The following is a 21,944-nucleotide window of genomic DNA, read 5'->3' as shown; positions in this document are numbered from 1 at the left end:
ATAGCAGCGCGCATAATCGCCCGGCCGTGCGGCGCCCAGCCGTCTGTCCTGCCTCTGCCCAGCGTTCATGGATTCCACCACTTCTGCCCCAGCCACGCCCCCCGTCCCCAGCCCGGAGGAGCCGCGCAGCCTGCGCCTGGAGGACTGGCTCACCGTCCTCATCATGGCTCTGCTTGCGCTGATCACCTTTGCCAACGTGATCGTGCGCTACTTCACCGATTCGTCCTTCGCCTGGACCGAGGAAATCTCGGTGTTCCTGATGATCGCCCTGGCCCTGGTGGCGGGCTCGGCCGCCGTGGCGCGCGACCAGCACATCCGCATCGAGTTCTTTTGCCAAAGCGGCACGGCGCTGCGCCGCCGGCGCCTGGCGCAGCTGGGCGCCCTCAGCGTCGCCCTGCTGTTCGGGCTCATTGCCGTGCTCAGCGTGCGTGTGGTGTGGGACGACTACCGCTTTGGCGAAACCTCGCCGGGCATCGGCGTGCCCCAGTGGTGGTATTCGATCTGGCTGCCCGTCCTGTCCACGCTGATTGCGGCACGCGCCCTGGGCGTGCTGGTGCGGCGCACGCGCGAGACGCCCGGCGAAGCCGCATCGCCCGCCGGGGGCCACCAGCCATGATCGCCACGCTGCTGTTTGTGGCCTTTCTGGGCCTGATGTTTCTGGGCGTTCCGATTGGCGCTGCGCTGGGCCTGGCGGGCGCCGCCGCGATCGCACTGGCCAACGCCGACAGCCAGTGGTTCGGCCTGCTGGCCGTGCCCCAGAACTTCTATGCAGGCCTGGGCAAATACCCGCTCCTGGCCATCCCCATGTTCGTCCTGGTGGGCTCTATCTTTGACCGCTCGGGCGTGGCGCTGCGGCTGGTGAACTTTGCCGTGTCAATGGTCGGGCGCGGGCCGGGCATGCTGCCGCTGGTGGCGATTGCGGTGGCCATGTTCCTCGGGGGCATCTCGGGCTCGGGCCCGGCCAACGCCGCTGCCGTGGGTGGGGTGATGATTGCCGCAATGGCACGGGCCGGGTACCCGCCCTCCTTCTCAGCCAGTGTGGTGGGGGCCGCGGCCGCCACCGACATCCTCATTCCGCCGTCCGTCGCGTTCATCATCTACTCGGTGCTGGTGCCCGGTGCCTCGGTGCCGGCACTGTTTGCCGCGGGCATGGTGCCCGGCGTGCTGGCCGGCATCGCGCTGATCGTGCCGGCCGTGTGGATGGCGCGCAAGCACAAGATGGGCGCGCTCGAAGCGACCATGCCACGCCCACCGTTCTGGAAGAGCCTGCGCGAAGCGAGCTGGGGCCTGGCCGCGCCGGTGCTGATTCTGGGCGGCATGCGCGCGGGCTGGTTCACGCCCACCGAAGCGGCCGTGGTCGCGGTGTTCTACGGCCTGTTCGTGGGCATGGTGGTGTACCGCACCATTTCCGTGCGCGACCTCTTTCCCATCCTGCGCGAATCGGGCGAGCTGTCGGCGGTGATCCTGCTGGTTGTATCGCTCGCAGGCATCTTTGCGTATTCGCTGTCCACCCTGGGCGTGATCGACCCGGTGGCCAAGGCCATCGTGAACTCGGGCCTGGGCGAGTACGGCGTGCTGGCGCTGCTGATCCTGCTACTGGTCACCGTGGGCATGTTCCTGGACGGCATCTCGATCTTCCTGATCTTTGTGCCGCTGCTGCTGCCCATCATGAACCACTACCAGTGGGACCCCGTCTGGTTCGGCGTGATCCTGACCCTGAAGGTGGCCCTGGGCCAGTTCACCCCGCCGCTGGCCGTGAACCTCATGGTGTCCTGCCGGATCGCCGGGGTGCGCATGGAATCCACTGTGCGCTGGGTCGGCTGGATGCTGTTGGCCATGTTCCTCGTCATGGTGCTGGTGATTGCATTCCCCCAGCTGGCCCTGTGGCTGCCCGCAAGGCTGGGTTACTGACCTGAGGCCTGCCCCTGCGCCGCAGCGGCAGGCCGCCCGATCGACACATAGTGCAGCCCGTGGCGCGCGGGCAGCTCAGGCGGGTAGAGGTTGCGGCCGTCAAACACGGCGCGGTCGCGCAGGAGCGCCGCCATGCGCGCAAAGTCCGGCACGCGAAAGGCCTTCCATTCCGTCACGATGGCCAGCGCATCCGCGCCCTCCAGCGCCTGCAGCGGGCTGGCGCACAGGCGCAGGTCGGGCCGCTGGCCGTACAGCCGGCGGGCTTCCTCCATGGCCACCGGGTCATGCGCCTGCACGCTGGCGCCCGCAGCCCACAGCGCTTCCATCAGGGTGCGGCTGGGCGCTGCACGCATGTCGTCCGTGTTGGGCTTGAAGGCCAGGCCCCACAGCGCAATCACCTTGCCCTGCAGTTGCCCCTGGTAGTGGGCAAGGATGCGTTCGAACAGCACGCGCTGCTGCGCGGCGTTGCGCTGCTCGACCGCCTCCAGCACCATGGGGCGCAGGCCCACGCTGTGGGCGGTGTGGATCAGCGCCTGCACATCCTTGGGAAAGCAGCTGCCGCCATAGCCGACGCCCGGGTAGATGAAGTGGTAGCCGATGCGCGGGTCGCTGCCAATGCCCTGGCGCACTGCTTCAATGTCGGCACCCAGCTGTTCGGCCAGGTTGGCCATTTCGTTCATGAAGCTGATCTTGGTCGCCAGCATGGCGTTGGCCGCGTATTTGGTGAGCTCGGCGCTGCGCACGTCCATCACCAGGAGCTTGTCGTGGTTGCGGTTGAATGGCGCATAGAGCTCGCGCAGCTGGCGCTCGGCACGGGCGCTGTCGGTGCCGATGACGATTCGGTCCGGCCGCTGGCAGTCGGCCACGGCCGCGCCTTCCTTGAGGAATTCGGGGTTGGAGACAACGTCGAATTCCAGCGCCAGCCCCCGCGCCGCCAGCCCTTCGCGCACGGTGGCGGCCACGCGGTCGGCGGTGCCCACGGGCACCGTGGATTTGTTGACGATGCACAGCGGCTCGTCCATGTACTGCGCGACGGTGCGGGCCACCGCCAGCACGTGCCGCAGGTCGGCGCTGCCATCTTCGCCCGGTGGCGTGCCCACGGCCAGGAACAGCACCTCGGCATGGCGCACGCCCTCGGCAGCATCGGTGGTGAAGCGCAGACGCCCCAGGGCGGCGTTGTCGGCCACCAGCGGCTGCAGCCCGGGTTCATAGATGGGAATGCGCCCGGCGCGCAAACCTTGCACCTTGGCTTCGTCCACGTCCACGCACAGTACCTCGTGGCCCACATCGGCCAGCACGGCCCCCTGCACCAGGCCCACATAGCCTGTGCCAAATACGGTGACTTTCATGCTGCGTAAAACTCCTTGAACCACTGAACAAAGCGGGCCACCCCTTCGCTGACCGGGGTGCCGGGCGCGAAACCCACCCATTCGGCCAGCGCCCGGGTGTCGGCGGCGGTGGCAGTCATGTCGCCGGGCTGCACGGGCAGCAGGCGCTTGCTGGCCTGCACGCCCAGTGCTGCCTCGATGGCGGCGATGTAGTCCATCAGCACCGTGGGCTGGTTGTTGCCGATGTTGAACACCCGGTAGGGTGCCTGGCCGCGGCCGGGGTGTGGTGCCTGCGGATCGAACGCCGGATCGGGCGTGGCGGGCTTGTCCAGCACGCGCAGCACGCCCTCGACGATGTCGTCGATGTAGGTGAAATCGCGCACCAGCTGGCCCTGGCCATAGACGTCAATGGTCTGCCCCGCCAGGATGGCCTGGGTGAACTGGAACAGCGCCATGTCGGGCCGCCCCCAGGGGCCATACACCGTGAAGAAACGCAGCCCGGTGGTGGGCAGCTGGAACAGGTGGCTGTAGGTATGCGCCATCAGCTCGTTGGACTTTTTGGTGGCCGCGTACAGGCTGATGGGGTGGTCCACCGCGTCGGCCTCGCTGAAGGGCAGCCGGGTATTGCCGCCGTATACGCTGGAGCTGCTGGCATACACCAGGTGCTCCACCGGCCAGGCCCGGCAGGCCTCCAGCAGGTTCACAAAGCCCGCCAGGTTGGCATCTACGTAGGCGTGCGGCTGGTCGATGGAATAACGCACCCCCGCCTGGGCCGCCAGGTGCAGCACGCGGGTGGGGCGCACCCGCGCAAACAGCTCGGGCAGGGCCGGCCGGTCGGCGATGTCCAGCCGCTCAAAGCGGAAGTTCGGGTGCGGCAGCAGGCGCGCCAGCCGCGCTTCCTTCAGCGCCGGGTCGTAGTAGGTGTTGAGGTTGTCGATGCCGACCACGGTGTCGCCGCGCGCCAGCAGGCGGGCGCAGGCGTGCATTCCGATGAATCCGGCAGCGCCAGTGACAAGCACAGTGTTCATGGCGAAGACGATGGGTGTAGGGGCGAGGGTGTGGCCGCCGCAGCCGCAGCCGCTGCCGGGGCTGGCCGCCAGAGAAACTGGTAACGCATGGGGGTCTGGCCCGCTTTGGCGTGGAGATAGGGAAACTCGAGCGTGACCGGCACATCAGGCAGCGCAGACGCGTGCCACCAGCCAGGCGGCGGCGGTGGTGCGCCGCGCGCCACCTGCAGCCATGGCTGGCCTGCCCGGCCGCGCAGCACCTGCACTGCGCATGTGCCTGCGGGCGGCTCGGTGGGGGGCATGGCCTGCGGGGCGGGCACCCTGCATACGGACACCGGCGCCTGCACAAACTGCAGCCGCAACTGCCCGGCCAGCACGGGATCGCCAGCCACGATGGGGCTGCGGCCGTCATAACCGGCAGCGCGCAGGGCGCCCGCCAGTGCGGCCACCGGCTCGTTCAGCTCGTCGGGTGCGCCCCGCTGGCCGTTGGCCCAGACCCGCAGGCTCAGCGCCAGCCACACCAGCACCGCCATGCCCAGCAGCATCCCGCCAAACACCTTGCCCCCCCTATGCACCGCCAGCCCGGGCCGCCAGGCAAACGCCATCAGCGGCACCGCACACAGCAGCGGGTAGAGCCAGCGGCCCTTGATATGCGTGACGCCGCCCACAACCACCAGCCCTGCAAGCACCAGCGCCAGCAGCAGCAGATAGCGGCCAAACAACGGCAAGACCGCGTCGGCCCGTGAGTGCCCCGGGCTGGCATCGCCTGTGGCCGCCGAGGGCCTGGCCCGCCACCACCCGCTGCGAAACGCCAGCAGCGCCAGAAGTGCAAACAGCAGCAGGTTGGACAGCACCGCCTTGACCAGGCTCCACATGCCTCGCACCACCGGGTGCTGGGCGCCGGCGGACTGCAGCTTGCCCATGGTGGGACCGCTGGCGGCCTGCCAGTGCTCCAGCAGCCACAGGCCGTGGGGCAGCACCACGAGCAGTGCCACCACCGGCAGCCACCAGGCTCCGCGGGTGCGCAGCAGCGCCCGGCCTGCCGGCAGCGACAACAGTGCGCCGCCCAGCACCGCGGCAAACAGCGCGAAACTGTATTTGGACAGCATGCCCAGCCCCAGCAGCAACCCCAGCAGCGCGAACCCCGACGGGTGCGGCTGGCGCAGCTGGCGCAACAGGGCCCACCAGATGGCAGCGACCAGGCAGGTGAGCAGCACCGAGTGCGTCAGATCACGCAGCGATTCCCACCCCATGGCGGGGATGAGCAGCAGGCTTGCCGCCGCCCACAGCGCCGCGCGCTCGGGCATCAGTGGCAGGGCCGTGCGCCACACCAGCACCAGCGTGAGGCCCAGCAGCATGAACTTCAGGCTCGACAGGGCCAGCACGCCCGGCCCCAGCAGGGCAAACCAGCCCGCCTGCAGCCACGTGTACAACGGCGGCTGGCTGCCATAGCCCCACGCGAGCGTCTGGCTCCACAGCGCCTGCTCGGCTTCATCCAGTTCCAGCGCTGGCGACACCACCACGCGCGAAGCCACATGGGCCAGCATCCAGAGCAGGCACCACGCAAGCGGGTGCATCCAAGGGGACCAACGGGGCGACGGAGCGAAAGTCAAGGGAGGCAACCAGAAAATAAAGCCGCAGTGGCACAGAGAGCAAGGCGGGCAGCGGCTTGGCGGGCCTTTGCCTTGGCACAATACCAAGTCCAATGACCACCACCTGAGCCCACCCATGCGCGATTCACGCACCATACCGCCCGAAGTCTCGATTGTGGTGCCCATTTATAACGAACTCGAGAACCTTCCCGACTTGGTCGAGCGCATACACGGGGCAATGGCCACCCAGCCCCTGAGCTTCGAGCTGATTGCGGTAGACGACGGCTCCAGCGACGGCAGTGCTGCCCGCCTGCGCGAGCTTGCCGCGGGCCGGCCCTGGCTGCGCGCGGTGTGCCTGGTGCGCAACTACGGCCAGTCGGCCGCCCTGCAGGCGGGTTTTGACCGCGTCCGCGGCCGCTACGTGGTCACGCTCGACGCCGACCTGCAAAACGAACCCCAGGACATCCCCTTGCTGCTGCAGCGCCTGGAGACCGACCCCGAGGTGGACATGGTCTCGGGCTGGCGCCACCAGCGGCAGGACAAGGCCCTGTCGCGCCGCCTGCCCTCCATGCTGGCCAACCGGCTCATCTCGCGCAGCACCGGCGTGCACCTGCACGACTACGGCTGCGCGCTCAAGGCCTACCGCCGCCCCATCATCGACCGCATCCGCCTGTATGGCGAGCTGCACCGGTTCATCCCCTCGCTGGCCAAAGAAGCCGGTGCGCGCATTACCGAGGTGCCGGTGCGCCACCATGCCCGCACGCGGGGCGTGTCCAAATACGGCATCGACCGCACCTTCCGCGTGATCCTGGACCTGATGCTGATCGTGTTCTTCATGCGCTACCGGCACCGTCCGCTGCACGCCTTTGGCGGCATGGGCCTGTGGCTGGCCACGCCGGGCCTGCTGATGCTGGCCTGGCTCGCCGGGCTCAAGCTGCTGGGGCACGATGTGGGCGGGCGGCCGCTGCTCATCACAGGCGTGATGCTGCTGCTGATGGGGCTGCAGCTCATCGTGGCCGGTCTGGTGGGCGAGATGCTGATCCGCATCTACCACGAAGGCCGGGGCCAGCCCCAGTTTTACGCACACGAGCACGACCCCCTGGCCGAAACAGCCCCCTCGACCACACCACCCCCCGCCCCGCTCGCATGAGCCGCACCCACAAGGCCCTGCTGCGCGGGCTGCTGGGTCTGGGCCTTCTCCTGGGCGTGATGGCACTGGCCGATCTGCCCCAGCTGTGGCTGCGGCTGCGGCAGGCGCAGCCCCTGTGGCTGCTGGCGGGGCTGGCGCTGGCGCTGGCATCCAACATCGTGTCGGCCCTGCGCTGGCGCGCCCTGGTGCAGTGGCTGGGGGCCGATATGCCGGGCCGGTCTGCGCTGCGCTGGTACTTTCAGGCCATGGGCCTGAACGCCCTGCTGCCCGGCGCCGTTGTGGGCGGCGACGTGTACCGCGCGGTGGCCTTGCGACAAAGCGGCGCAAATGCCGTGGCGGCCAGTGCCTCGGTGCTGCTCGACCGGCTCAGCGGGTTGTGGATGTTGTGCGTGCTCGGCGCCCTGGGCGCGCTGGCATCGGCCCCGGTGCTGGCTCCCTGGGCGGGGGTGCCTGCCTGGGCCCTGGCCGGCCTGGCAGGCTTGGCAGCCGTTCTGGGGCTGGTGCTGCCCTGGGCCGGCATGCGGCACTTGCGCCGCCGCGCAGCGCCTGCGCACCGCTGGCTCGCAGCACTGCACACGCTGGCCAACCAGCCCGATACAGGGCCGCGGCTGCTGCACCAGGCGCTGGCGTCCATGGCCGTGCAGGTGCTGTCGGCGGCCGCACTGGCAGCGGGCGCGTGGGCCCTGGGGGTGCAGGCGGCCTGGCCCGCCTGGGCCTTTGCCATGGCCCCCATCTTTTTGCTGGCTGCGCTGCCGGTCAGCGTGGGGGGCTGGGGCACGCGCGAGGCCGCCGCCGTGCTGGCACTCGCGCCGTTTGGTGTGGATGCCGCCGGCGCCGTGGGGGCGGCCCTGGTGTATGGCCTGTACGGGCTGGCGCAGGGCGGCGCGGGTGCGCTGGCGTTCGGCCTTGGCGCAGCGCGGGACAAAAATGCGTAGCGCCGCACAATGGACACCGCTGGCATGCAGAGCCGGACGTGCTGGCCAGCCGCCAGCAACGCCCCTCTTTGATGGTAAAAAGTGGCCCCAACGCTTGCCCAAAAAGCGCCACCAGCTATTCATTTCATAGTAAGGAGACCCCATGAAACTGCGCACCTTTCTCACCACCGCCCTGGCCACTGCCGCCGCCCTCGCCTTCACGGCCCCTGCGGCCCTGGCCCAGACGGCCTACAAGAGCGAGTACCGCATGTCGCTGGTGCTGGGCCCCGCGTTCCCCTGGGGCAAGGGCGGCGAGCTGTGGGCCAACAAGGTGCGCGAGCGCACCAATGGCCGCATCAACATCAAGCTCTACCCCGGCGTGTCGCTGATCCAGGGCGACCAGACACGCGAGTTCAGCGCGCTCCGCCAGGGCGTGATCGACATGGCCGTGGGCTCCACCATCAACTGGTCGCCCCAGGTCAAGCAGCTCAACCTGTTCTCGCTGCCCTTCCTGTTCCCTGACTACGCGGCCGTGGATGCCGTGACGCAGGGCGACGTGGGCAAGAGCATCTTCGCCACGCTGGACAAGGCCGGTGTGGTGCCCCTGGCCTGGGGGGAAAACGGCTACCGCGAAATCTCCAACTCCAAGCTGGCCATCAAGAGCCCCGCCGACCTCAAGGGCCTGAAGATCCGCGTGGTGGGCTCGCCCCTGTTCCTCGATACCTTCACCGCCCTGGGCGCCAACCCCACGCAGATGAGCTGGGCCGACGCCCAGCCCGCCTTTGCCAGCGGCGCCGTGGACGGGCAGGAAAACCCGCTTTCCATCTTCACCGCCGCCAAGCTGCACAGCGTGGCGCAAAAGCACATCACGCTGTGGGGCTACGTGAATGATCCGCTGATCTTTGTGGTCAACAAGGAAGTGTGGAACAGCTGGACACCGGCCGACCGCGAGATCGTCAAACAGGCCGCCATCGAGGCGGGCAAGGAAGAAATCGCCATTGCCCGCAAGGGCGTGATCGAGGCCGACAAGCCGCTGCTCAAGGACATCGGCGCCCTGGGCGTCACGGTCACCCAGCTCACCCCGGCCGAGCGCGAGGCCTTCGTGAAAGCCACGCGCCCCGTGTACGACAAGTGGAAGAGCCAGATCGGCACCGACCTGGTGAACATGGCAGAAAAGGCGATAGCGGCGCGCAAGCAGTAAGAGCCAGCGCAGGCGGGCGTACCGCCCTGCTCGAGAGCCCCGCGCAAGCGGGGCTTTTTTTGCGGTGCATTGCGGCAAACGCTACTGGCTATTGCTTCACTAGGCTATTGCTTCACTATCGATAGCTACTCGCGCAATCCAGACAAGCGCCAGAGGTATTTTTTGCTCACATTGCAGACCCGGTGCCTGGCGCGGGGTACTTGAGCGCGTTCTTCGCCAGCTTGTGCTCCACCGCTGCCGCCAGGTCCACGCCCGCGTGGTCGGCCAGTTGCAGCAGGTAGAGCAGCACATCGGCCACTTCGTCAGCAATGGGTTCCCTGAGCGCCGGATCGCCGCGCACTGCCAGCGATTGCTCGGGGGTCATCCACTGGAAGATCTCGGCCAGTTCGGCCGCCTCCACCATCAGCGCCGTCGAAAGATTCTTGGGCGTATGAAACGGCTGCCACTGGCGCTCGGCGGCAAATGCCCGCAACCGCGCCTGCAAGGCGTCCACATCCAGCGGCATGGCAGTTACTCCTTTTTTCATAGCTGTCAGCGCTTACCCAGAAAGCGCCAGAGGCCTTTTTTATTGAAACTTCAAAGGGGCGACACCGGCACCTCACCCGCCAGATGGCGGCGGGCGTTTTCCATGAAGCGGTCCACCGAGTTCTGCACGGCTTCGGGCGACCAGCCCGCCACATGGGGCGTGAGCACCACGTTGTCCAGGTCCAGCAGCTCGGCGGGGGGTGCGGGCTCGCTCTCGTACACATCCAGGCCGGCTGCCGCAATGCGGCCTTCGCGCAGCGCGGCAGCCAGCGCGGCGGTGTCGATCACGCTGCCGCGGGCGATGTTGACCACCACGCCGCGTGGGCCCAGCGCCTTCAGCACCTCCGCGTTGACCAGGTGTTGTGTGCCCGCGCCGCCGGGCGTGGCGATGACGAGGAAGTCCGCCCACGCGGCCAGCGCTGCCACATCGGCAAAGTAGCGGTAAGGCACATCGGTGCGGGCGCTGCGGTTGTGGTAGCCCACCTCGATCTCGAAGCCCAGGGCGCGCTGCGCAATCTTCTTGCCGATGGTGCCCAGGCCGATGATGCCCAGCCGCTTGTGCGACACGTTGGGTGGCAGCGGCAGGGCCGTGCGCCAGATGCCGGCACGCGTGGCCTTGTCCAGCGGCAGGATGCGGCGCTGCGCCGCAATCAGCAGGCCCCAGGTGTGGTCGGCCACGCAGTCGTCGTTGGTTCCGGCACCGGTGGCCACCACGATGCCGCGCGCCTTCGCATGCTGAACGGCCACGTTCTCGTAGCCCGCGCCGAGCACGCAGATCAGCGTGAGCGCGGGCAGCGCGTCGATCTGCGCGGGCGACAAGCCCGTGGCCCCGATGGTCAGCACCACACGCACGCGGCTGCCGTGCTGCGCAATGGCCGCAGCGGCCTGCGCGGCGTCGGGGGCGTAGAGGACTTCGAAGGCCTGCGCCATCTGGGCGCGGTGTTCTTCAGACAGGAACGACAGGGCAAGCAGGACGGGTTTCATGGGATCAGGTTTCGTACGACAGGTTGTTCAGACGGGGCGTTTGCGGCACGCCACGACAGCCACGCATTTCATTGCCCCTTGGCCCAGACCGCTCGGCTGAACCCGTTGAAGCGTTGTGCGGCGCTTCGGCAGGCTCAGCGTGAACGGATGGGGGTCGGTGCAGGATGACTTCACACAGGCAAGGCGCTACTCAAGCGGACGGGTCGCTTTGTTGCAGCGCCCACATGCTGGCGTATCGGCCCCCTTGGGCCAGCAGCTGCGCGTGCGTGCCGCGTTCGATGATGCGGCCCGCGTCCATGACCAGGATCTCGTGCGCGTCCACCACCGTGGACAGGCGGTGCGCGATCACCAGCGTGGTCTTGTTCTGCGCCACGCCCTGCAGTTCGGCCTGGATGGCGCGTTCGTTGGCCGAGTCGAGCGCGCTGGTGGCCTCGTCAAAGATCAGAATGGGCGGGTTCTTGAGCAACGTGCGCGCAATCGCCACGCGCTGCTTTTCACCGCCCGAGAGCTTGAGCCCGCGCTCGCCGACCATGGTGGCGTAGCCTTTGGGCGTGGACGCAATGAAGTCGTGGATGCGCGCGGCGCGGGCCGCGGATTCGATCTCTTCCTGCGTGGCGCCCGGGCGGCCGTAGGCAATGTTGTAGGCCACGGTGTCATTGAACAGTACCGTGTCCTGCGGCACGATGCCGATCGCCTGGCGCACGCTGGCCTGGGTCACGCTGCGGATCTCCTGCCCCGCGATGGTGATGCGGCCCTGCTGGATGTCGTAGAAGCGGAACAGCAAGCGCGCCAGCGTGGATTTTCCCGAGCCCGAAGGGCCCACCACCGCCACTGTCTTGCCCGCGGGGATCTCGAAGCTGATGCCCTGGAGGATGGGGCGGCCCGTACTCAGGTCGTTGCCCTTGCGGGTTTCGTACGAAAAATGCACGTCTTCAAAACGCACCGCGGGCTGGCTGAGGCCCGTCAGCGGCTGGGCGCCGGGGGCATCGGCCACCTCGCGCTCCTTGTCCATCAGGGTGAACATCTTGTCCAGGTCCGTGAGGCTCTGCTTGATCTCGCGGTAGATCACGCCCAGGAAGTTGAGCGGGATGTAGAGCTGGATCATGAACGCGTTGACCATGACCAGATCGCCCAGCGTCATGCGGCCATCGACCACGCCCTGCGTGGCGCGCCAGAGCATGGCCACCAGGCCCACGGCAATGATGAGCTGCTGGCCGGTGTTGAGCATGGACAGCGTGGTCTGGCTTTTCAGGCGGGCGCGGCGCAGGCGCTCCAGGCTCTCGTCGTAGCGCTGCGCCTCGAAGCCTTCGTTGTTGAAGTACTTGACGGTTTCGTAGTTGAGCAGCGAATCCACGGCCTTGGTGTGCGCGGCCGAGTCAAATTCGTTGGCCTCGCGGCGGAACTTGGTGCGCCACTCGGTCACCAGCACGGTGTAGATGATGTACAGCACCATGGCCGCCAGCGTGATCCAGGCAAACCAGGCATCGAACTTGACGGCCAGCACGCTGAGCACCAGCACCACCTCGATGAGCGTGGCAAACACGTTGAACAGCGAGAAGGAGATCAGCGACTCGATGCCGCGCACGCCGCGCTCGATGTCGCGCGTCATGCCGCCGGTCTGACGCTCGAGGTGAAAGCGCAGACTGAGCGCATGCAGGTGCTGGAAGGTCTGCAGCGCAATCGAGCGCGCCGCACCCTGCGTGGCCTTGGCAAACACCAGCTCGCGCAGTTCGGTGAACAGCGAATTGGTGAAGCGCAGCGCCCCATAGGCCAGCAGCAGGCCCACGGGCACGACCAGCAGCGCCGCCGGCGCCCCTGGCGCGATGGTCATGGCGTCCACCAGCTGCTTGAGCAGCAGCGGCACGCCCACATTGGCCATTTTTGCGCCCAGCATCAAGGCAATGGCCGCGGCCACGCGCCATTTGTATTCCCACAGGTAGGGCAGCAGCCGCGCCAGCGTAGCGGCGTCGGCTCGGGTTTTGGGCTCTGCGGCCGCGGACATGGGGGGCGAGGAATCGCCGTGGCGGCGCATGGAGGACAATCAAAGGAGTCAAAACAAGCCCGAGATTGTGCCCATGTCCCAGGATCGCCTCAGCGCCGCCACGCAACTGCCCACCGACAAGGAGCTGGTGCTCAAGGTCATACCCATGCCGGCGGACACCAACGGCAACGGCGACATCTTCGGCGGTTGGGTGATGGCGCAGGTCGATCTGGCCGGCTCGGTGCTGCCGGCGCGCCTGATCCAGGGGCGCATGGCCACCGTGGCGGTGAACGAGTTCATCTTCAAACAGCCGGTGCGCGTGGGCGACCTGCTGTCGTTCTTCTCCAGCGTGACCCGCCTGGGGAACACCTCGATCACGGTGCAGGTGGAGGTGTACGCCGAGCATATTCGCGCCCAGGGCCAGCATGTGAAGGTGACCGAGGCGCGCCTGACCTATGTGGCCATTGACGACCAGGGCCGGCCGCGCCCGATAGCGCCCGCGCAGCTGCCCGCATGATGCTCTGGGCCCTGCTGCTGCTGGGCGCCGGGGTTGGTGCCTGCACCTGGAGCGGCAGGCGCTGCACAGCGGCGAGGTGCGCCAGCCGCGCGGCTGGCGTACTTTTGAACGCGACGATGAGCCGCTGAGGTACTGGTTCAGCGTGGCGCTGTACCTGGTGTGCGCCGCCCTGGGGCTGGGCTACGGCGGCGTGGCCGTGTACGCGCTGCTGCTGCGCACCTGATAGCCAAGCCGATCGCCGGTGGCAGGTCAGGCCGCCGCCAGGGTGGACGAGGATGCCGCGCTGCTGGTGCTGCTGGTCACAGCAGAGGTGGATGCCGCTGGCGCGCGGGCGCCGCCCACGCCGACCGAAATCTCGCCCGACAACTGGCCGCCCTCCTCGATCACCACCTTGCCGTAGCGGATCTTGCCCGTCACCTTGCCGGTGCTGAAGATCACCAGCTTCTCGCGCACGGTGAGCGAGCCGTCGAACTCGCCATGGATCTCGGCAATGTCGATCTCGGCCGTGCCGCGAAACGCGCCCTGCTCGGTGATCTGGATCACGCGCGAGTCCATGGTCGCCTCCACCGTGCCCTCCACCACCAGGGTGTCGCAATCGGTGATCTCCACGCCCTTGAGCTTGATGTTGGGGCCCACGGTGAGCTTGCTGCCGCCGCTCTCGGTGGTGCTGGACGCTGCGGGCTTGCTGGTGTTCATGCTGCTGGCGGTGCTGGGGTTGGTGGTGCTGGTGCTGGTCTGACCGGTCACGTTGCTGCCGCCGAGCACGGGCGAGGGTTGACGGGCCTGGAACGCATCGTTGTCACGTTTGCCAAAGAAGGGGTTTTGCACGGCCATGGGTTCGGATCTCCTGATAAAAACACCACGGATCGTAGAAGTTGCAGCGCAGCAAAACCGCCCTGATTGCGCAAGAACGGTAACCAAACCGCTCGTTCGTTGCATGCGCTTTCATGGCTTGCAGCATCACACAGCAAGCGCTGCGAATGCTACAAATTTTGCATCACCCGCAGCCGGCACCTGCAGCGGCAAGGGCCTCAGCAACTGCTGAAGTCCGGCTTGCGTTTCTGCATGAAGGCGGTGAAGGCCTCCTTGGCGGCGGGGCCGGCCATCAGGCGGGCAAAGCTCGCGCCCTCTTCCTGCATGCGCGCCTGCACCTCGCTGGCCTGGCCGGCCTTCATCAGGCGCTTGGTCTCGATCAGCGCGGACAGGGGCTTGGCCGCCAGCTTGCGCGCCTGGGCCTGGGCCAGGGCGTTGCATTCACTGGGGGGCACGACGCGGTTCACCAGGCCCACCTCGAGCGCCGCCTCGGCCATGAAGGGCTCGCCCAGGAGCAGGGCCTCGGCTGCCCGGTGGTAGCCCAGCATCTGCGGCAACAGCAGGCTGGAGGCCGCCTCGGGGCACAGGCCCAGGTTCACGAAGGGCAGCGAGAACGCGGCGTTGTCGCCCGCGTAGACCAGGTCGCAATGCAGCAGCAGCGTGGTGCCAATGCCCACGGCCGGGCCGCAGACGGCCGCCACCAGCGGCTTGGGGAAGCCCGCCAGCAGGCGCAGAAAGCGCCACACCGGGCGCTCGCCCGCAAGCTCGGGCGCGGCGCCTTTCGAGGACTGCTGCAGAAAGTCGGCAATGTCGTTGCCGGCGCTGAAGATGGCCAGGTCGCCCTGGAACACGACGCAGCGCACGGCGGCGTCCTGCGCGGCCTGCTCCAGCGCATCGGCCATGGCGGCGTACATGGCCTCGGTGATGGAGTTTTTCTTGTCGGCGCGGTTGAAGGTCAGCGTGGTCACACCAGCCTCGGTGTGCACCAGCATGTCTTGCGTGCTGCTCATGGCGTTCATTCCTTGTAGTAAACGATCTGGTGGCTGGTGGCCAGCAGGCTGCCGGCCTGGTTCCACAGCTGGGCCGACTGGTCGAAGAAGCCGTTGCGAAACTCCTGCGCACGCGCCTGGGCCAGCAGATAGCCGTCGCCGGTCTGGGCCAGCAGCGCACTGCCGGCATGAAAGTACACGGTGATCGACACCGTGCCCGCCGGCACATGGCGCGCGCGGCGCAGCCAGACGCGCGGGTAGAACACGTCGCACATGGCGGCCAGCGCCGCAAAGTCCAGCGCGCGCTCAGGCGCGTCGCGCAGCCACAGCTGCGTCAGGCTGGTGTGGCCGCTGTCGTCCCACTGCGTGGGCAGCTCGCCCGTGACGGGGCGCATTTCATAGCGGTTCAGCCATTCCACGCGGAACATCGGCGGTGTGCGCTGGCATTGCGCGGGGGCGGGCACGGCGGGCATGGGCTGGTCGCTCACGCCCCAGGTCTCGCGCCGTGCGGCGGTGACCACGGTGGCGGTGGTGGTCACCATCTGCTCGCCGCCGGCATTGGCCTGCTGCACCGTCACCATCCAGTGCTGGGTGGAGCGGTTGGTGCGCACCGGCGTGGCCTGCACGGTAAATGGCCCCTCGGCCACGGCGGCGGCGTAGTTCACGGTGAGCGACAGCGGCTCGCCCAGCAGCAGCGGGTGGCGCAGCACCGCCTGCAGCAGCGTGGCCGCTGTGATGCCGCCATAGGGCCCGACCATGTTCCAGTAGCCGGGCGTGGTGCGGCCGCTGAAATGGTCGGGCACGCCGGGGTCAAGGGCCAGCGCGTCGTCGAAAGGATGTGTGGCGTGAGTCATGGCACCCAAGTGTGCACGGTTTGGGGCGGGGCCCGCGTCATGCGGGCGACCCTGGCCTCAAAGGCTTTCGAAGATGCCGGCCGCGCCCTGGCCCGTGCCCACGCACATGGTCACCATGCCGTACTTCAGCTTGTGGCGGCGCAGCGCATGCACCACGGTGGCGGCGCGTATCGCCCCGGTGGCGCCCAGCGGGTGGCCCAGGGCGATGGCGCCGCCCATGGGGTTGACCTTGGCCGGATCCAGCCCCAGCGTGTTCATCACGGCGAGGGACTGGGCAGCGAAGGCCTCATTGAGCTCGTACCAGCCAATGTCCGAGGACTGCAGGCCGGCGTAGCGCAGCGCGGCGGGAATGGCCTCGATGGGGCCGATGCCCATGATCTCGGGCGGCACGCCACGCGCGGCGTAGCTGACAAAGCGCGCCAGGGGCGTCAGGCCAAACTGCTTCACCGCCTTTTCGCTCGCCAGGATCAGCGCGCCGGCGCCGTCGCTGGTCTGGCTGCTGTTGCCCGCCGTGACCGAGCCGCGCGCGGCGAACACGGTCTTGAGCTTGGCCAGGCCTTCCAGCGAGGTGTCGGGGCGCGGGCCCTCGTCCAGGTTCACCGTGCGCGTCTTGGTCACGACCTCGCCGGTGGCAAGGTTGGGGCTGCGCTCAACGATCTCGAAGGGCGTGATCTCGTCCGCAAACTCGCCCGCCTGCTGGGCGCGGATGGCGCGCAGGTGCGATTCCAGCGCAAAAGCGTCCTGCGCCTCGCGCGAGACCTTCCACTGCTGCGCCACCTTCTCGGCGGTCAGGCCCATGCCGTAGGCAATGCCCACGTTCTCGTCTTTGGCAAACACCTCCGGGTTGAAGGATGGCTTGTTGCCGCCCATAGGCACCATGCTCATGGACTCGGCGCCGCCGGCAATCAGCACGTCTGCCTCGCCCACGCGGATGCGGTCGGCCGCCATCTGTATGGCGGTCACGCCGGAGGCGCAAAAGCGGTTCACCGTGACGCCACCCACCGGGTGGTTAAAGGCCAGGCCCATGGCGATGCGCGCCATGTTCATGCCCTGCTCACCCTCGGGGAAGGAGCAGCCGATGATGCTGTCCTCGATGGCCTTCGGGTCCAGCGTGGGCACCTGCGCCATGGCGCCGCGGATGGCGGCGACCAGCAGGTCGTCCGGGCGCGTGTTCTTGAAGTAACCGCGGCCCGAACGCCCGATGGGCGTGCGCGTGGCGGCGACGATGTAGGCGTCTTGTACTTGTTTCATGACAGATGTCCTTATGGTTTCACTCCCTCTCCCGCTGGCGGGAGAGGGTGGGGGTGAGGGTGACTCAGTGCCATGGCTGATACATCAATTGCGCACCGGCTTACCCGTATTCAGCATGCCCAGGATGCGCTCGTGCGTCTTGGGCTGGCCGATCAGGTGGCAGAACACCTTGCGCTCTAGCTGCATCAGGTATTCCTCGCTCACCAGGCTGCCCGCGTCCACGTCGCCGCCGCACACCACCTCGGCAATCATCGCGGCGATCTTGAAGTCGTAGGCGCTGATGAAGCCGCCATCGCGCATGTTCACCAGCTGCGCCTTGATGGTGGCGATGGCGCTGCGCCCGGCCACCGGGAACAGGCGCTTCAAGGGCGCGCGCCAGCCACCCGCGGCCATCGCCTTGGCCTCGTTGATGGCGACGAACAGCAGCTCGTCCTTGTGCGGCACGATGATGTCGCTATCGAGCAGGTAGCCCAGCTTCTTCGACTCCAGCGCGCTCATGCCCACCTTGGCCATGGCGGCGGCGGTGAAGCCCTCGCTCAGGAAGGGCAGGATGTCCTTGCCGGTGCTGGCGGCGGCGTTCTCGGCCGCGCGGCGGGCGATGTAGGTCAGGCCGCCGGCGCCGGGCACCAGGCCCACGCCCACTTCCACCAGGCCCATATAGCTTTCCATGTGGGCCACGCGGCGCGCGCTGTACACCGACAGCTCGCAGCCCCCGCCCAGCGCCATGCCATGGATGGCGGCCACCACCGGCACCTGGGCGTAGCGCAGGCGCAGCATCAGGTTTTGCAGCTCATGCTCGATGCTGTCGATGGCATCCGCCCCGCCGACGACGAAGGCCGGCATGGTGGCTTCCAGATCCGCACCGACCGAGAACGGCGCATCACCCGACCAGATCACCATGCCCTGGTACTCGGCCTCGGCCAGATCCACGGCCTCCATCAGGCCCTCCATGACCTCGGGGCTGATGGCGTGCATCTTGTTCTTGATGCTGGCGATCAAGACCTGGCCATCGAGCGTCCAGGTGCGCAGCGCCTTGGATTCCGACAGGGTGGTGCCGGCCGTCTGCCAGTCGGGCAGACTGGCCTCGCCCAGCAATTTTTCAGGGAAAAGCTGTCTTTCGTAGACGGGCAGTACGCGGCGCGCTACAAACTTTTTCAGTGCCGGGCTCCACGATCCATCGGCCGTATGCACGCCGCCGGCCTGGGCCACCGGGCCTTCGAAGACCCATTTCGGCAGCGGCGCGCTGCACAGCGCCTTGCCGGCATCGATGTCCTCCTGCACCATCCTGGCCACCTCCAGCCAGCCGGCCTCCTGCCACAGCTCGAACGGGCCCTGCTTCATGCCAAAGCCCCAGCGCATGGCCTGATCCAGGTCGCGCGCGGACTCGGCAATGTGCTCCAGGTGGATGGCCGCGTAGTGAAAGCCGTTGCGCAAAATGGCCCACAAAAACTGGCCCGGCGCGCCCTCGGCATTGCGCAGCAGTTTCAGGCGCTCGGCGGCGGGTTTTTTCAGCATGCGGGCGTAGACCTCGTCGGCCTTCTGGCCGGCGGGCACATAGTCCTCGCTGTCGAGCTCGAAGCGCAGGATGTCACGCCCCTGCTTCTTGAAGAAGCCGGCCTTGGACTTCTGCCCCAGGTTGCCCATTGCTATGAGCTTGCTGAGCACGGCCGGCGTGCCAAAGCTGCCGTAGAAGGGGTCGGTGTCCAGGCTCAGGTTGTCCTGCAGCGTCTTGATGACATGGGCCATGGTGTCCAGGCCCACCACGTCGGCGGTGCGGAACGTGCCGCTGCTGGCGCGGCCCAGCTTCTTGCCCGTGAGGTCGTCCACCACGTCAAACGTCAGGCCAAAGTTGTCCGCCTCCTGCATCGTGGACAGCATGCCGGCGATGCCGATGCGGTTGGCGATGAAGTTGGGCGTGTCTTTGGCCCGCACCACACCCTTGCCCAGGCCGCTGGTGACAAAGGCCTCCAGCTGGTCGATCACGCGCGCCTCGGTGGTGGGCGTGGCGATCAGCTCCACCAGCGGCATGTAGCGCGGCGGGTTGAAGAAGTGGATGCCGCAGAAGCGGTGGCGCAGGGCCTCGGGCAGCGCCTCGCTCAGTTTGGTGATGGACAGGCCCGAGGTGTTGGACGCCAGCAGCGCGTGCCTGGCCACATGGGGGGCGATCTTCGTGTACAGGTCCAGCTTCCAGTCCATGCGCTCGGCAATGGCCTCGATCACCAGGTCGCAGTCCTTGAGCAGCTTCAGATGCTCTTCGTAGTTGGCGGGCTGGATCAGCTCGGCATCATCGGCCACACCCAGGGGCGAGGGCTTGAGCTTCTTCAGGTTGGCGATGGCCTTTTCGGCGATGGCGCTCTTGCTGCCCTCCTTGGCGGGAAGGTCGAACAGCACCACCGGCACCTTCACGTTGACGAGGTGGGCGGCAATCTGCGCGCCCATCACGCCCGCGCCGAGCACGGCGACTTTTTTCACATTGAATCGGGTCATGGTTTTCTTTCCAATTTATTCCACGCGCTGCCAGGTCTGGGTGCGCCAGAACGGGCCCAGGTAGCCGCGCACCTCCAGCTTCTTGCCGCCGTCCACGGGCGTGAGGCTGGCGCGGTAGTCCTTGCCGTTCTCGGGGTCGAGAATCTTGCCGCCCTCCCAGACATCCTTGCCCTCGGCCTGCTTGCCGCCGCGGATGATCTCCAGGCCGACGATGGGCTGGCCCTTGCGGTCGTCCTGGCATTCGGTGCAGGTGGGCTTGGCGTCCTTGCGCAGGGTCTTTTCTATGCGCCCGCTCAGGGCGCCGGCGTTGTCCGTGACGCGGATCTCGGCCTTGGGCTCACCGGTCTTGTCGTCAATGCTGCGCCACAGGCCCAGCGGGCTTATCTGGGCCAGGGCGGGGGCGGCGATTGCCATTAAAACGATAGCTGTTAACGCTTGTTTCATAAGGACTCCGTGGCAATAGATAGCTAATTCGAGTATTTACCCCCTCACCCCTGCCCTCTCCCCCAAGGGGGAGAGGGAGCACCCAAATTCGGCACCGCGGTTTGGCTCCCTCTCCCGCAAGGGGGGAGAGGGCTGGGGTGAGGGTGGGAGACCTTTAGGCCAGCGCCGCGTCCGTGTCCATCAACACCTTGCTACCCGCGCGCGCCGTGCGCATCAGCATCACGGTCTCGGGGAACAGCTTGGCGAAGTAGAAGCGTGCCGTTTGCAGCTTGGCGACGTAGAACGGGTCGGCATTGCCCGCGGCAATCGCACGCAGCGCCACCTGTGCCATGCGCGCGAACATGTAGCCAAACACCAGGTGGCCGGCCACGCGCAGGTAGTCCACGGCGGCGGCGCCCACCTCGTCGGGGTTTTGCATGCCCTTGAAGCCGATCTCGGTGGTGAACTTCGTCATCTGCTCGCCCAGCATGGCGATGGGGTTGATGAACTCGGCCATCTTCTCGTTCACACCTTCTTCAGCCACCAACGCGGCGACCAGCTTGCCGAATTTTTTCAGCGTCGCGCCCTGGTTGCCCAGCACCTTGCGGCCCAGCAGATCCAGCGACTGCACGGTGTTCGTGCCCTCGTAGATCATGTTGATGCGGTTGTCGCGCACGTGCTGCTCCATGCCCCATTCCTTGATGAAGCCATGGCCGCCGAAGACCTGCATGCAGGCGTTGGTGGCGGTGTGGCCGTTATCGGTGATAAAGGCCTTCACGATGGGAGTCAGCAGCGCCACCAGCTCGTCGCTGTCCTTGCGCACTTTTTCGTCGGGGTGGTGGTGCGACTGGTCCAGCAGCAGCGTGCAGTAGATCTGCAGGGCGCGCGCACCTTCGGCGTAGGCCTTGGCGGTGAGCAGCATCTTGCGCACGTCGGGGTGCACGATGATGGGGTCGGCCTCCTTGTCCTTGGCCTTGGTGCCAGACAGGCTGCGCATCTGCAGGCGATCCTTGGCGTAGGCCAGCGCGTTCTGGTAGGCCACCTCGGTCAGCCCCAGCGACTGGTTGCCCACGCCAAGGCGGGCGGCGTTCATCATCACGAACATCGCCGCCAGGCCCTTGTGCGGCTCGCCCACCAGGGTGCCCACCGCGCCATCCAGGCTGATCTGCGCCGTGGCGTTGCCGTGTATGCCCATCTTGTGCTCCAGCCCCGTGCAGAACACCGGGTTGCGCGCGCCCAGGCTGCCATCGGCGTTGACGTGGTACTTGGGCACCACAAACAGGCTGATGCCCTTGCTGCCCTTGGGCGCATCCGGCAGGCGGGCCAGGACCAGGTGCACGATGTTGGCCGCCATGTCGTGCTCGCCAGCGCTGATGAAGATCTTGGCGCCGGTGATCTTGTACGTTCCGTCCGCCTGCGGCTCGGCCTTGGTGCGCAGCAGGCCCAGATCGGTGCCGCAGTGCGGCTCGGTCAGGCACATGGTGCCGGTCCATTCGCCGCTGACTAATTTTGGCAGGTAGGTCTGCTTTTGCTCGGGCGTGCCGTGGGCCAGCAGGGCTTCGTAGGCGCCGTGCGACAGGCCGGGGTACATGGTCCAGGCCTGGTTGGCACTGTTGAGCATCTCGTACAGGCACTGGTTCATCACATGCGGCAGGCCCTGGCCGCCAAACTCGGGCTCGCACGACAGCGCCGCCCAGCCGCCCTCCACATACTGCTGGTAGGCCTGCTTGAAGCCCTGGGGGGTGGTCACCTCATGGGTGTCGCGGTTGAGCGTGCAGCCCTCCTCGTCGCCGCTGATGTTCAGCGGAAACGTCACGCCGGAGGCGAACTTGCCGGCCTCCTCCAGGATGGCGTTGACGGTGTCCACGTCCACCTCCGCGTGGCGCGGCATGGCCTTGAAGGCGTCGGTGACCTGGAAGACTTCGTGCAGCACGAATTGCATGTCGCGCAGCGGCGGGTTGTAGATGGGCATGGTTGGCTCCTGGGGTGGTAAGTGGTGAGTGGTGAGTGGTAAGTG

The 21,944-nt window shown here is 67.3% G+C and carries 20 protein-coding genes; 7 read left to right on the top strand and 13 right to left on the bottom strand.

What is annotated here, in order from left to right; translation table 11 throughout:
- Positions 1 to 67: 67 nt before the first annotated feature.
- On the top strand, positions 68 to 616 hold the full coding sequence (locus tag P4826_RS15970; RefSeq protein ID WP_317701346.1) for a TRAP transporter small permease: 549 nt from the start codon (positions 68 to 70) through the stop codon (positions 614 to 616).
- A complete protein-coding gene (locus P4826_RS15965) occupies positions 613 to 1,911 on the top strand; it encodes a TRAP transporter large permease (RefSeq protein ID WP_317701345.1) in 1,299 nt (432 codons plus the stop codon). Before P4826_RS15970 ends, P4826_RS15965 begins: the two co-directional genes overlap by 4 nt.
- On the opposite strand, the gene P4826_RS15960 is transcribed toward P4826_RS15965, so the two are convergent.
- Genes P4826_RS15960 through P4826_RS15950 form a run of 3 tightly spaced genes read right to left on the bottom strand, consistent with a single transcriptional unit; the run spans position 1,905 to position 5,823 of the window.
- Entirely contained in the window at positions 1,905 to 3,260 is a 1,356-nt protein-coding gene (locus tag P4826_RS15960; RefSeq protein ID WP_317701344.1) for a UDP-glucose dehydrogenase family protein, read from the bottom strand. The genes P4826_RS15965 and P4826_RS15960 overlap by 7 nt on opposite strands.
- Positions 3,257 to 4,267, bottom strand: coding sequence for an NAD-dependent epimerase (locus P4826_RS15955; RefSeq protein ID WP_317701343.1), 1,011 nt, complete (start codon positions 4,265 to 4,267; stop codon positions 3,257 to 3,259). The genes P4826_RS15960 and P4826_RS15955 overlap by 4 nt, the downstream gene beginning before the upstream one ends.
- Positions 4,264 to 5,823 carry an ArnT family glycosyltransferase gene (locus tag P4826_RS15950; RefSeq protein ID WP_317701342.1) on the bottom strand — a complete coding sequence of 520 codons (1,560 nt, stop codon included), beginning with the start codon at positions 5,821 to 5,823 and terminating at the stop codon, positions 4,264 to 4,266. Before P4826_RS15950 ends, P4826_RS15955 begins: the two co-directional genes overlap by 4 nt.
- 151 nt (positions 5,824 to 5,974) lie before the next feature.
- On the opposite strand from P4826_RS15950, the gene P4826_RS15945 reads away from it, so the two are divergent.
- The 3 genes from P4826_RS15945 (at position 5,975) to P4826_RS15935 (ending at position 9,103) form a co-directional block, all read left to right on the top strand.
- Positions 5,975 to 6,988: a glycosyltransferase family 2 protein gene (locus tag P4826_RS15945; RefSeq protein WP_317701341.1), complete on the top strand. Its 1,014-nt coding sequence runs from the start codon at positions 5,975 to 5,977 to the stop codon at positions 6,986 to 6,988.
- Positions 6,985 to 7,923: a lysylphosphatidylglycerol synthase transmembrane domain-containing protein gene (locus tag P4826_RS15940; protein WP_317701340.1), complete on the top strand. Its 939-nt coding sequence runs from the start codon at positions 6,985 to 6,987 to the stop codon at positions 7,921 to 7,923. The genes P4826_RS15945 and P4826_RS15940 overlap by 4 nt, the downstream gene beginning before the upstream one ends.
- Before the next feature lie 142 nt (positions 7,924 to 8,065).
- Positions 8,066 to 9,103: a DctP family TRAP transporter solute-binding subunit gene (locus P4826_RS15935; RefSeq protein WP_317701339.1), complete on the top strand. Its 1,038-nt coding sequence runs from the start codon at positions 8,066 to 8,068 to the stop codon at positions 9,101 to 9,103.
- A gap of 166 nt (positions 9,104 to 9,269) precedes the next feature.
- Here the strand turns inward: P4826_RS15935 and P4826_RS15930 are convergent, their stop codons facing one another.
- From P4826_RS15930 to P4826_RS15920, 3 genes are all read right to left on the bottom strand, one after another.
- Positions 9,270 to 9,608 carry a nucleotide pyrophosphohydrolase gene (locus P4826_RS15930; RefSeq protein WP_317703775.1) on the bottom strand — a complete coding sequence of 113 codons (339 nt, stop codon included), beginning with the start codon at positions 9,606 to 9,608 and terminating at the stop codon, positions 9,270 to 9,272.
- A gap of 71 nt (positions 9,609 to 9,679) precedes the next feature.
- Complete coding sequence (locus P4826_RS15925) at positions 9,680 to 10,612, bottom strand: 2-hydroxyacid dehydrogenase (RefSeq protein ID WP_317701338.1); 933 nt, start codon at positions 10,610 to 10,612, stop codon at positions 9,680 to 9,682.
- 190 nt (positions 10,613 to 10,802) lie between these two features.
- Positions 10,803 to 12,644, bottom strand: coding sequence for an ABCB family ABC transporter ATP-binding protein/permease (locus P4826_RS15920; protein WP_317701337.1), 1,842 nt, complete (start codon positions 12,642 to 12,644; stop codon positions 10,803 to 10,805).
- 43 nt (positions 12,645 to 12,687) lie between these two features.
- Between P4826_RS15920 and P4826_RS15915 the strand changes: the two genes are divergently transcribed.
- The gene (locus tag P4826_RS15915; RefSeq protein WP_317701336.1) at positions 12,688 to 13,110 is read left to right on the top strand and encodes an acyl-CoA thioesterase; all 423 of its coding nucleotides are present in this window, start codon (positions 12,688 to 12,690) and stop codon (positions 13,108 to 13,110) included.
- 76 nt (positions 13,111 to 13,186) lie between these two features.
- Positions 13,187 to 13,333, top strand: a complete 147-nt coding sequence (locus tag P4826_RS15910; RefSeq protein ID WP_317701335.1) for a hypothetical protein — start codon at positions 13,187 to 13,189, stop codon at positions 13,331 to 13,333.
- Positions 13,334 to 13,359: 26 nt separating this feature from the next.
- Here P4826_RS15910 and P4826_RS15905 read toward each other — a convergent pair whose 3' ends face one another.
- The 7 genes from P4826_RS15905 to P4826_RS15875 all read right to left on the bottom strand — a co-directional run bounded on the left by P4826_RS15905 (position 13,360) and on the right by P4826_RS15875 (position 21,899).
- Complete coding sequence (locus tag P4826_RS15905; RefSeq protein ID WP_317701334.1) at positions 13,360 to 13,944, bottom strand: bactofilin family protein; 585 nt, start codon at positions 13,942 to 13,944, stop codon at positions 13,360 to 13,362.
- Between the two features lie 197 nt (positions 13,945 to 14,141).
- Positions 14,142 to 14,933, bottom strand: a complete 792-nt coding sequence (locus P4826_RS15900; protein WP_317701333.1) for an enoyl-CoA hydratase — start codon at positions 14,931 to 14,933, stop codon at positions 14,142 to 14,144.
- Between the two features lie 5 nt (positions 14,934 to 14,938).
- Entirely contained in the window at positions 14,939 to 15,766 is an 828-nt protein-coding gene (locus P4826_RS15895) for an acyl-CoA thioesterase (RefSeq protein ID WP_317701332.1), read from the bottom strand.
- 57 nt (positions 15,767 to 15,823) lie between these two features.
- Entirely contained in the window at positions 15,824 to 17,017 is a 1,194-nt protein-coding gene (locus tag P4826_RS15890; RefSeq protein WP_317701331.1) for an acetyl-CoA C-acyltransferase, read from the bottom strand.
- Positions 17,018 to 17,101: 84 nt separating this feature from the next.
- A complete protein-coding gene (locus P4826_RS15885; RefSeq protein ID WP_317701330.1) occupies positions 17,102 to 19,504 on the bottom strand; it encodes a 3-hydroxyacyl-CoA dehydrogenase/enoyl-CoA hydratase family protein in 2,403 nt (800 codons plus the stop codon).
- Between the two features lie 15 nt (positions 19,505 to 19,519).
- Entirely contained in the window at positions 19,520 to 19,948 is a 429-nt protein-coding gene (locus P4826_RS15880) for a DUF2147 domain-containing protein (protein WP_317701329.1), read from the bottom strand.
- Positions 19,949 to 20,102: 154 nt separating this feature from the next.
- Positions 20,103 to 21,899, bottom strand: coding sequence for an acyl-CoA dehydrogenase C-terminal domain-containing protein (locus tag P4826_RS15875; RefSeq protein ID WP_317701328.1), 1,797 nt, complete (start codon positions 21,897 to 21,899; stop codon positions 20,103 to 20,105).
- Between the last annotated feature and the right edge of the window lie 45 nt (positions 21,900 to 21,944).

It is taken from the genome of Diaphorobacter limosus, assembly GCF_033100095.1.
Classification (GTDB): Bacteria; Pseudomonadota; Gammaproteobacteria; order Burkholderiales; family Burkholderiaceae_C; genus Alicycliphilus; species Alicycliphilus limosus.
Note: the sequence above shows the minus strand (reverse complement) of the source record. Positions and strands in the feature narration are given on the sequence as shown.

Coding starts and splice junctions, on each gene's coding strand:
- P4826_RS15970 (WP_317701346.1), top strand. CDS start 68: ATGGATTCCACCACTTCTGCCCCAGCCACGCCCCCCGTCCCCAGCCCG.
- P4826_RS15965 (WP_317701345.1), top strand. CDS start 613: ATGATCGCCACGCTGCTGTTTGTGGCCTTTCTGGGCCTGATGTTTCTG.
- P4826_RS15960 (WP_317701344.1), bottom strand. CDS start 3,260: ATGAAAGTCACCGTATTTGGCACAGGCTATGTGGGCCTGGTGCAGGGG.
- P4826_RS15955 (WP_317701343.1), bottom strand. CDS start 4,267: ATGAACACTGTGCTTGTCACTGGCGCTGCCGGATTCATCGGAATGCAC.
- P4826_RS15950 (WP_317701342.1), bottom strand. CDS start 5,823: ATGCACCCGCTTGCGTGGTGCCTGCTCTGGATGCTGGCCCATGTGGCT.
- P4826_RS15945 (WP_317701341.1), top strand. CDS start 5,975: ATGCGCGATTCACGCACCATACCGCCCGAAGTCTCGATTGTGGTGCCC.
- P4826_RS15940 (WP_317701340.1), top strand. CDS start 6,985: ATGAGCCGCACCCACAAGGCCCTGCTGCGCGGGCTGCTGGGTCTGGGC.
- P4826_RS15935 (WP_317701339.1), top strand. CDS start 8,066: ATGAAACTGCGCACCTTTCTCACCACCGCCCTGGCCACTGCCGCCGCC.
- P4826_RS15930 (WP_317703775.1), bottom strand. CDS start 9,608: ATGCCGCTGGATGTGGACGCCTTGCAGGCGCGGTTGCGGGCATTTGCC.
- P4826_RS15925 (WP_317701338.1), bottom strand. CDS start 10,612: ATGAAACCCGTCCTGCTTGCCCTGTCGTTCCTGTCTGAAGAACACCGC.
- P4826_RS15920 (WP_317701337.1), bottom strand. CDS start 12,644: ATGCGCCGCCACGGCGATTCCTCGCCCCCCATGTCCGCGGCCGCAGAG.
- P4826_RS15915 (WP_317701336.1), top strand. CDS start 12,688: ATGTCCCAGGATCGCCTCAGCGCCGCCACGCAACTGCCCACCGACAAG.
- P4826_RS15905 (WP_317701334.1), bottom strand. CDS start 13,944: ATGGCCGTGCAAAACCCCTTCTTTGGCAAACGTGACAACGATGCGTTC.
- P4826_RS15900 (WP_317701333.1), bottom strand. CDS start 14,933: ATGAGCAGCACGCAAGACATGCTGGTGCACACCGAGGCTGGTGTGACC.
- P4826_RS15895 (WP_317701332.1), bottom strand. CDS start 15,766: ATGACTCACGCCACACATCCTTTCGACGACGCGCTGGCCCTTGACCCC.
- P4826_RS15890 (WP_317701331.1), bottom strand. CDS start 17,017: ATGAAACAAGTACAAGACGCCTACATCGTCGCCGCCACGCGCACGCCC.
- P4826_RS15885 (WP_317701330.1), bottom strand. CDS start 19,504: ATGACCCGATTCAATGTGAAAAAAGTCGCCGTGCTCGGCGCGGGCGTG.
- P4826_RS15880 (WP_317701329.1), bottom strand. CDS start 19,948: ATGAAACAAGCGTTAACAGCTATCGTTTTAATGGCAATCGCCGCCCCC.
- P4826_RS15875 (WP_317701328.1), bottom strand. CDS start 21,899: ATGCCCATCTACAACCCGCCGCTGCGCGACATGCAATTCGTGCTGCAC.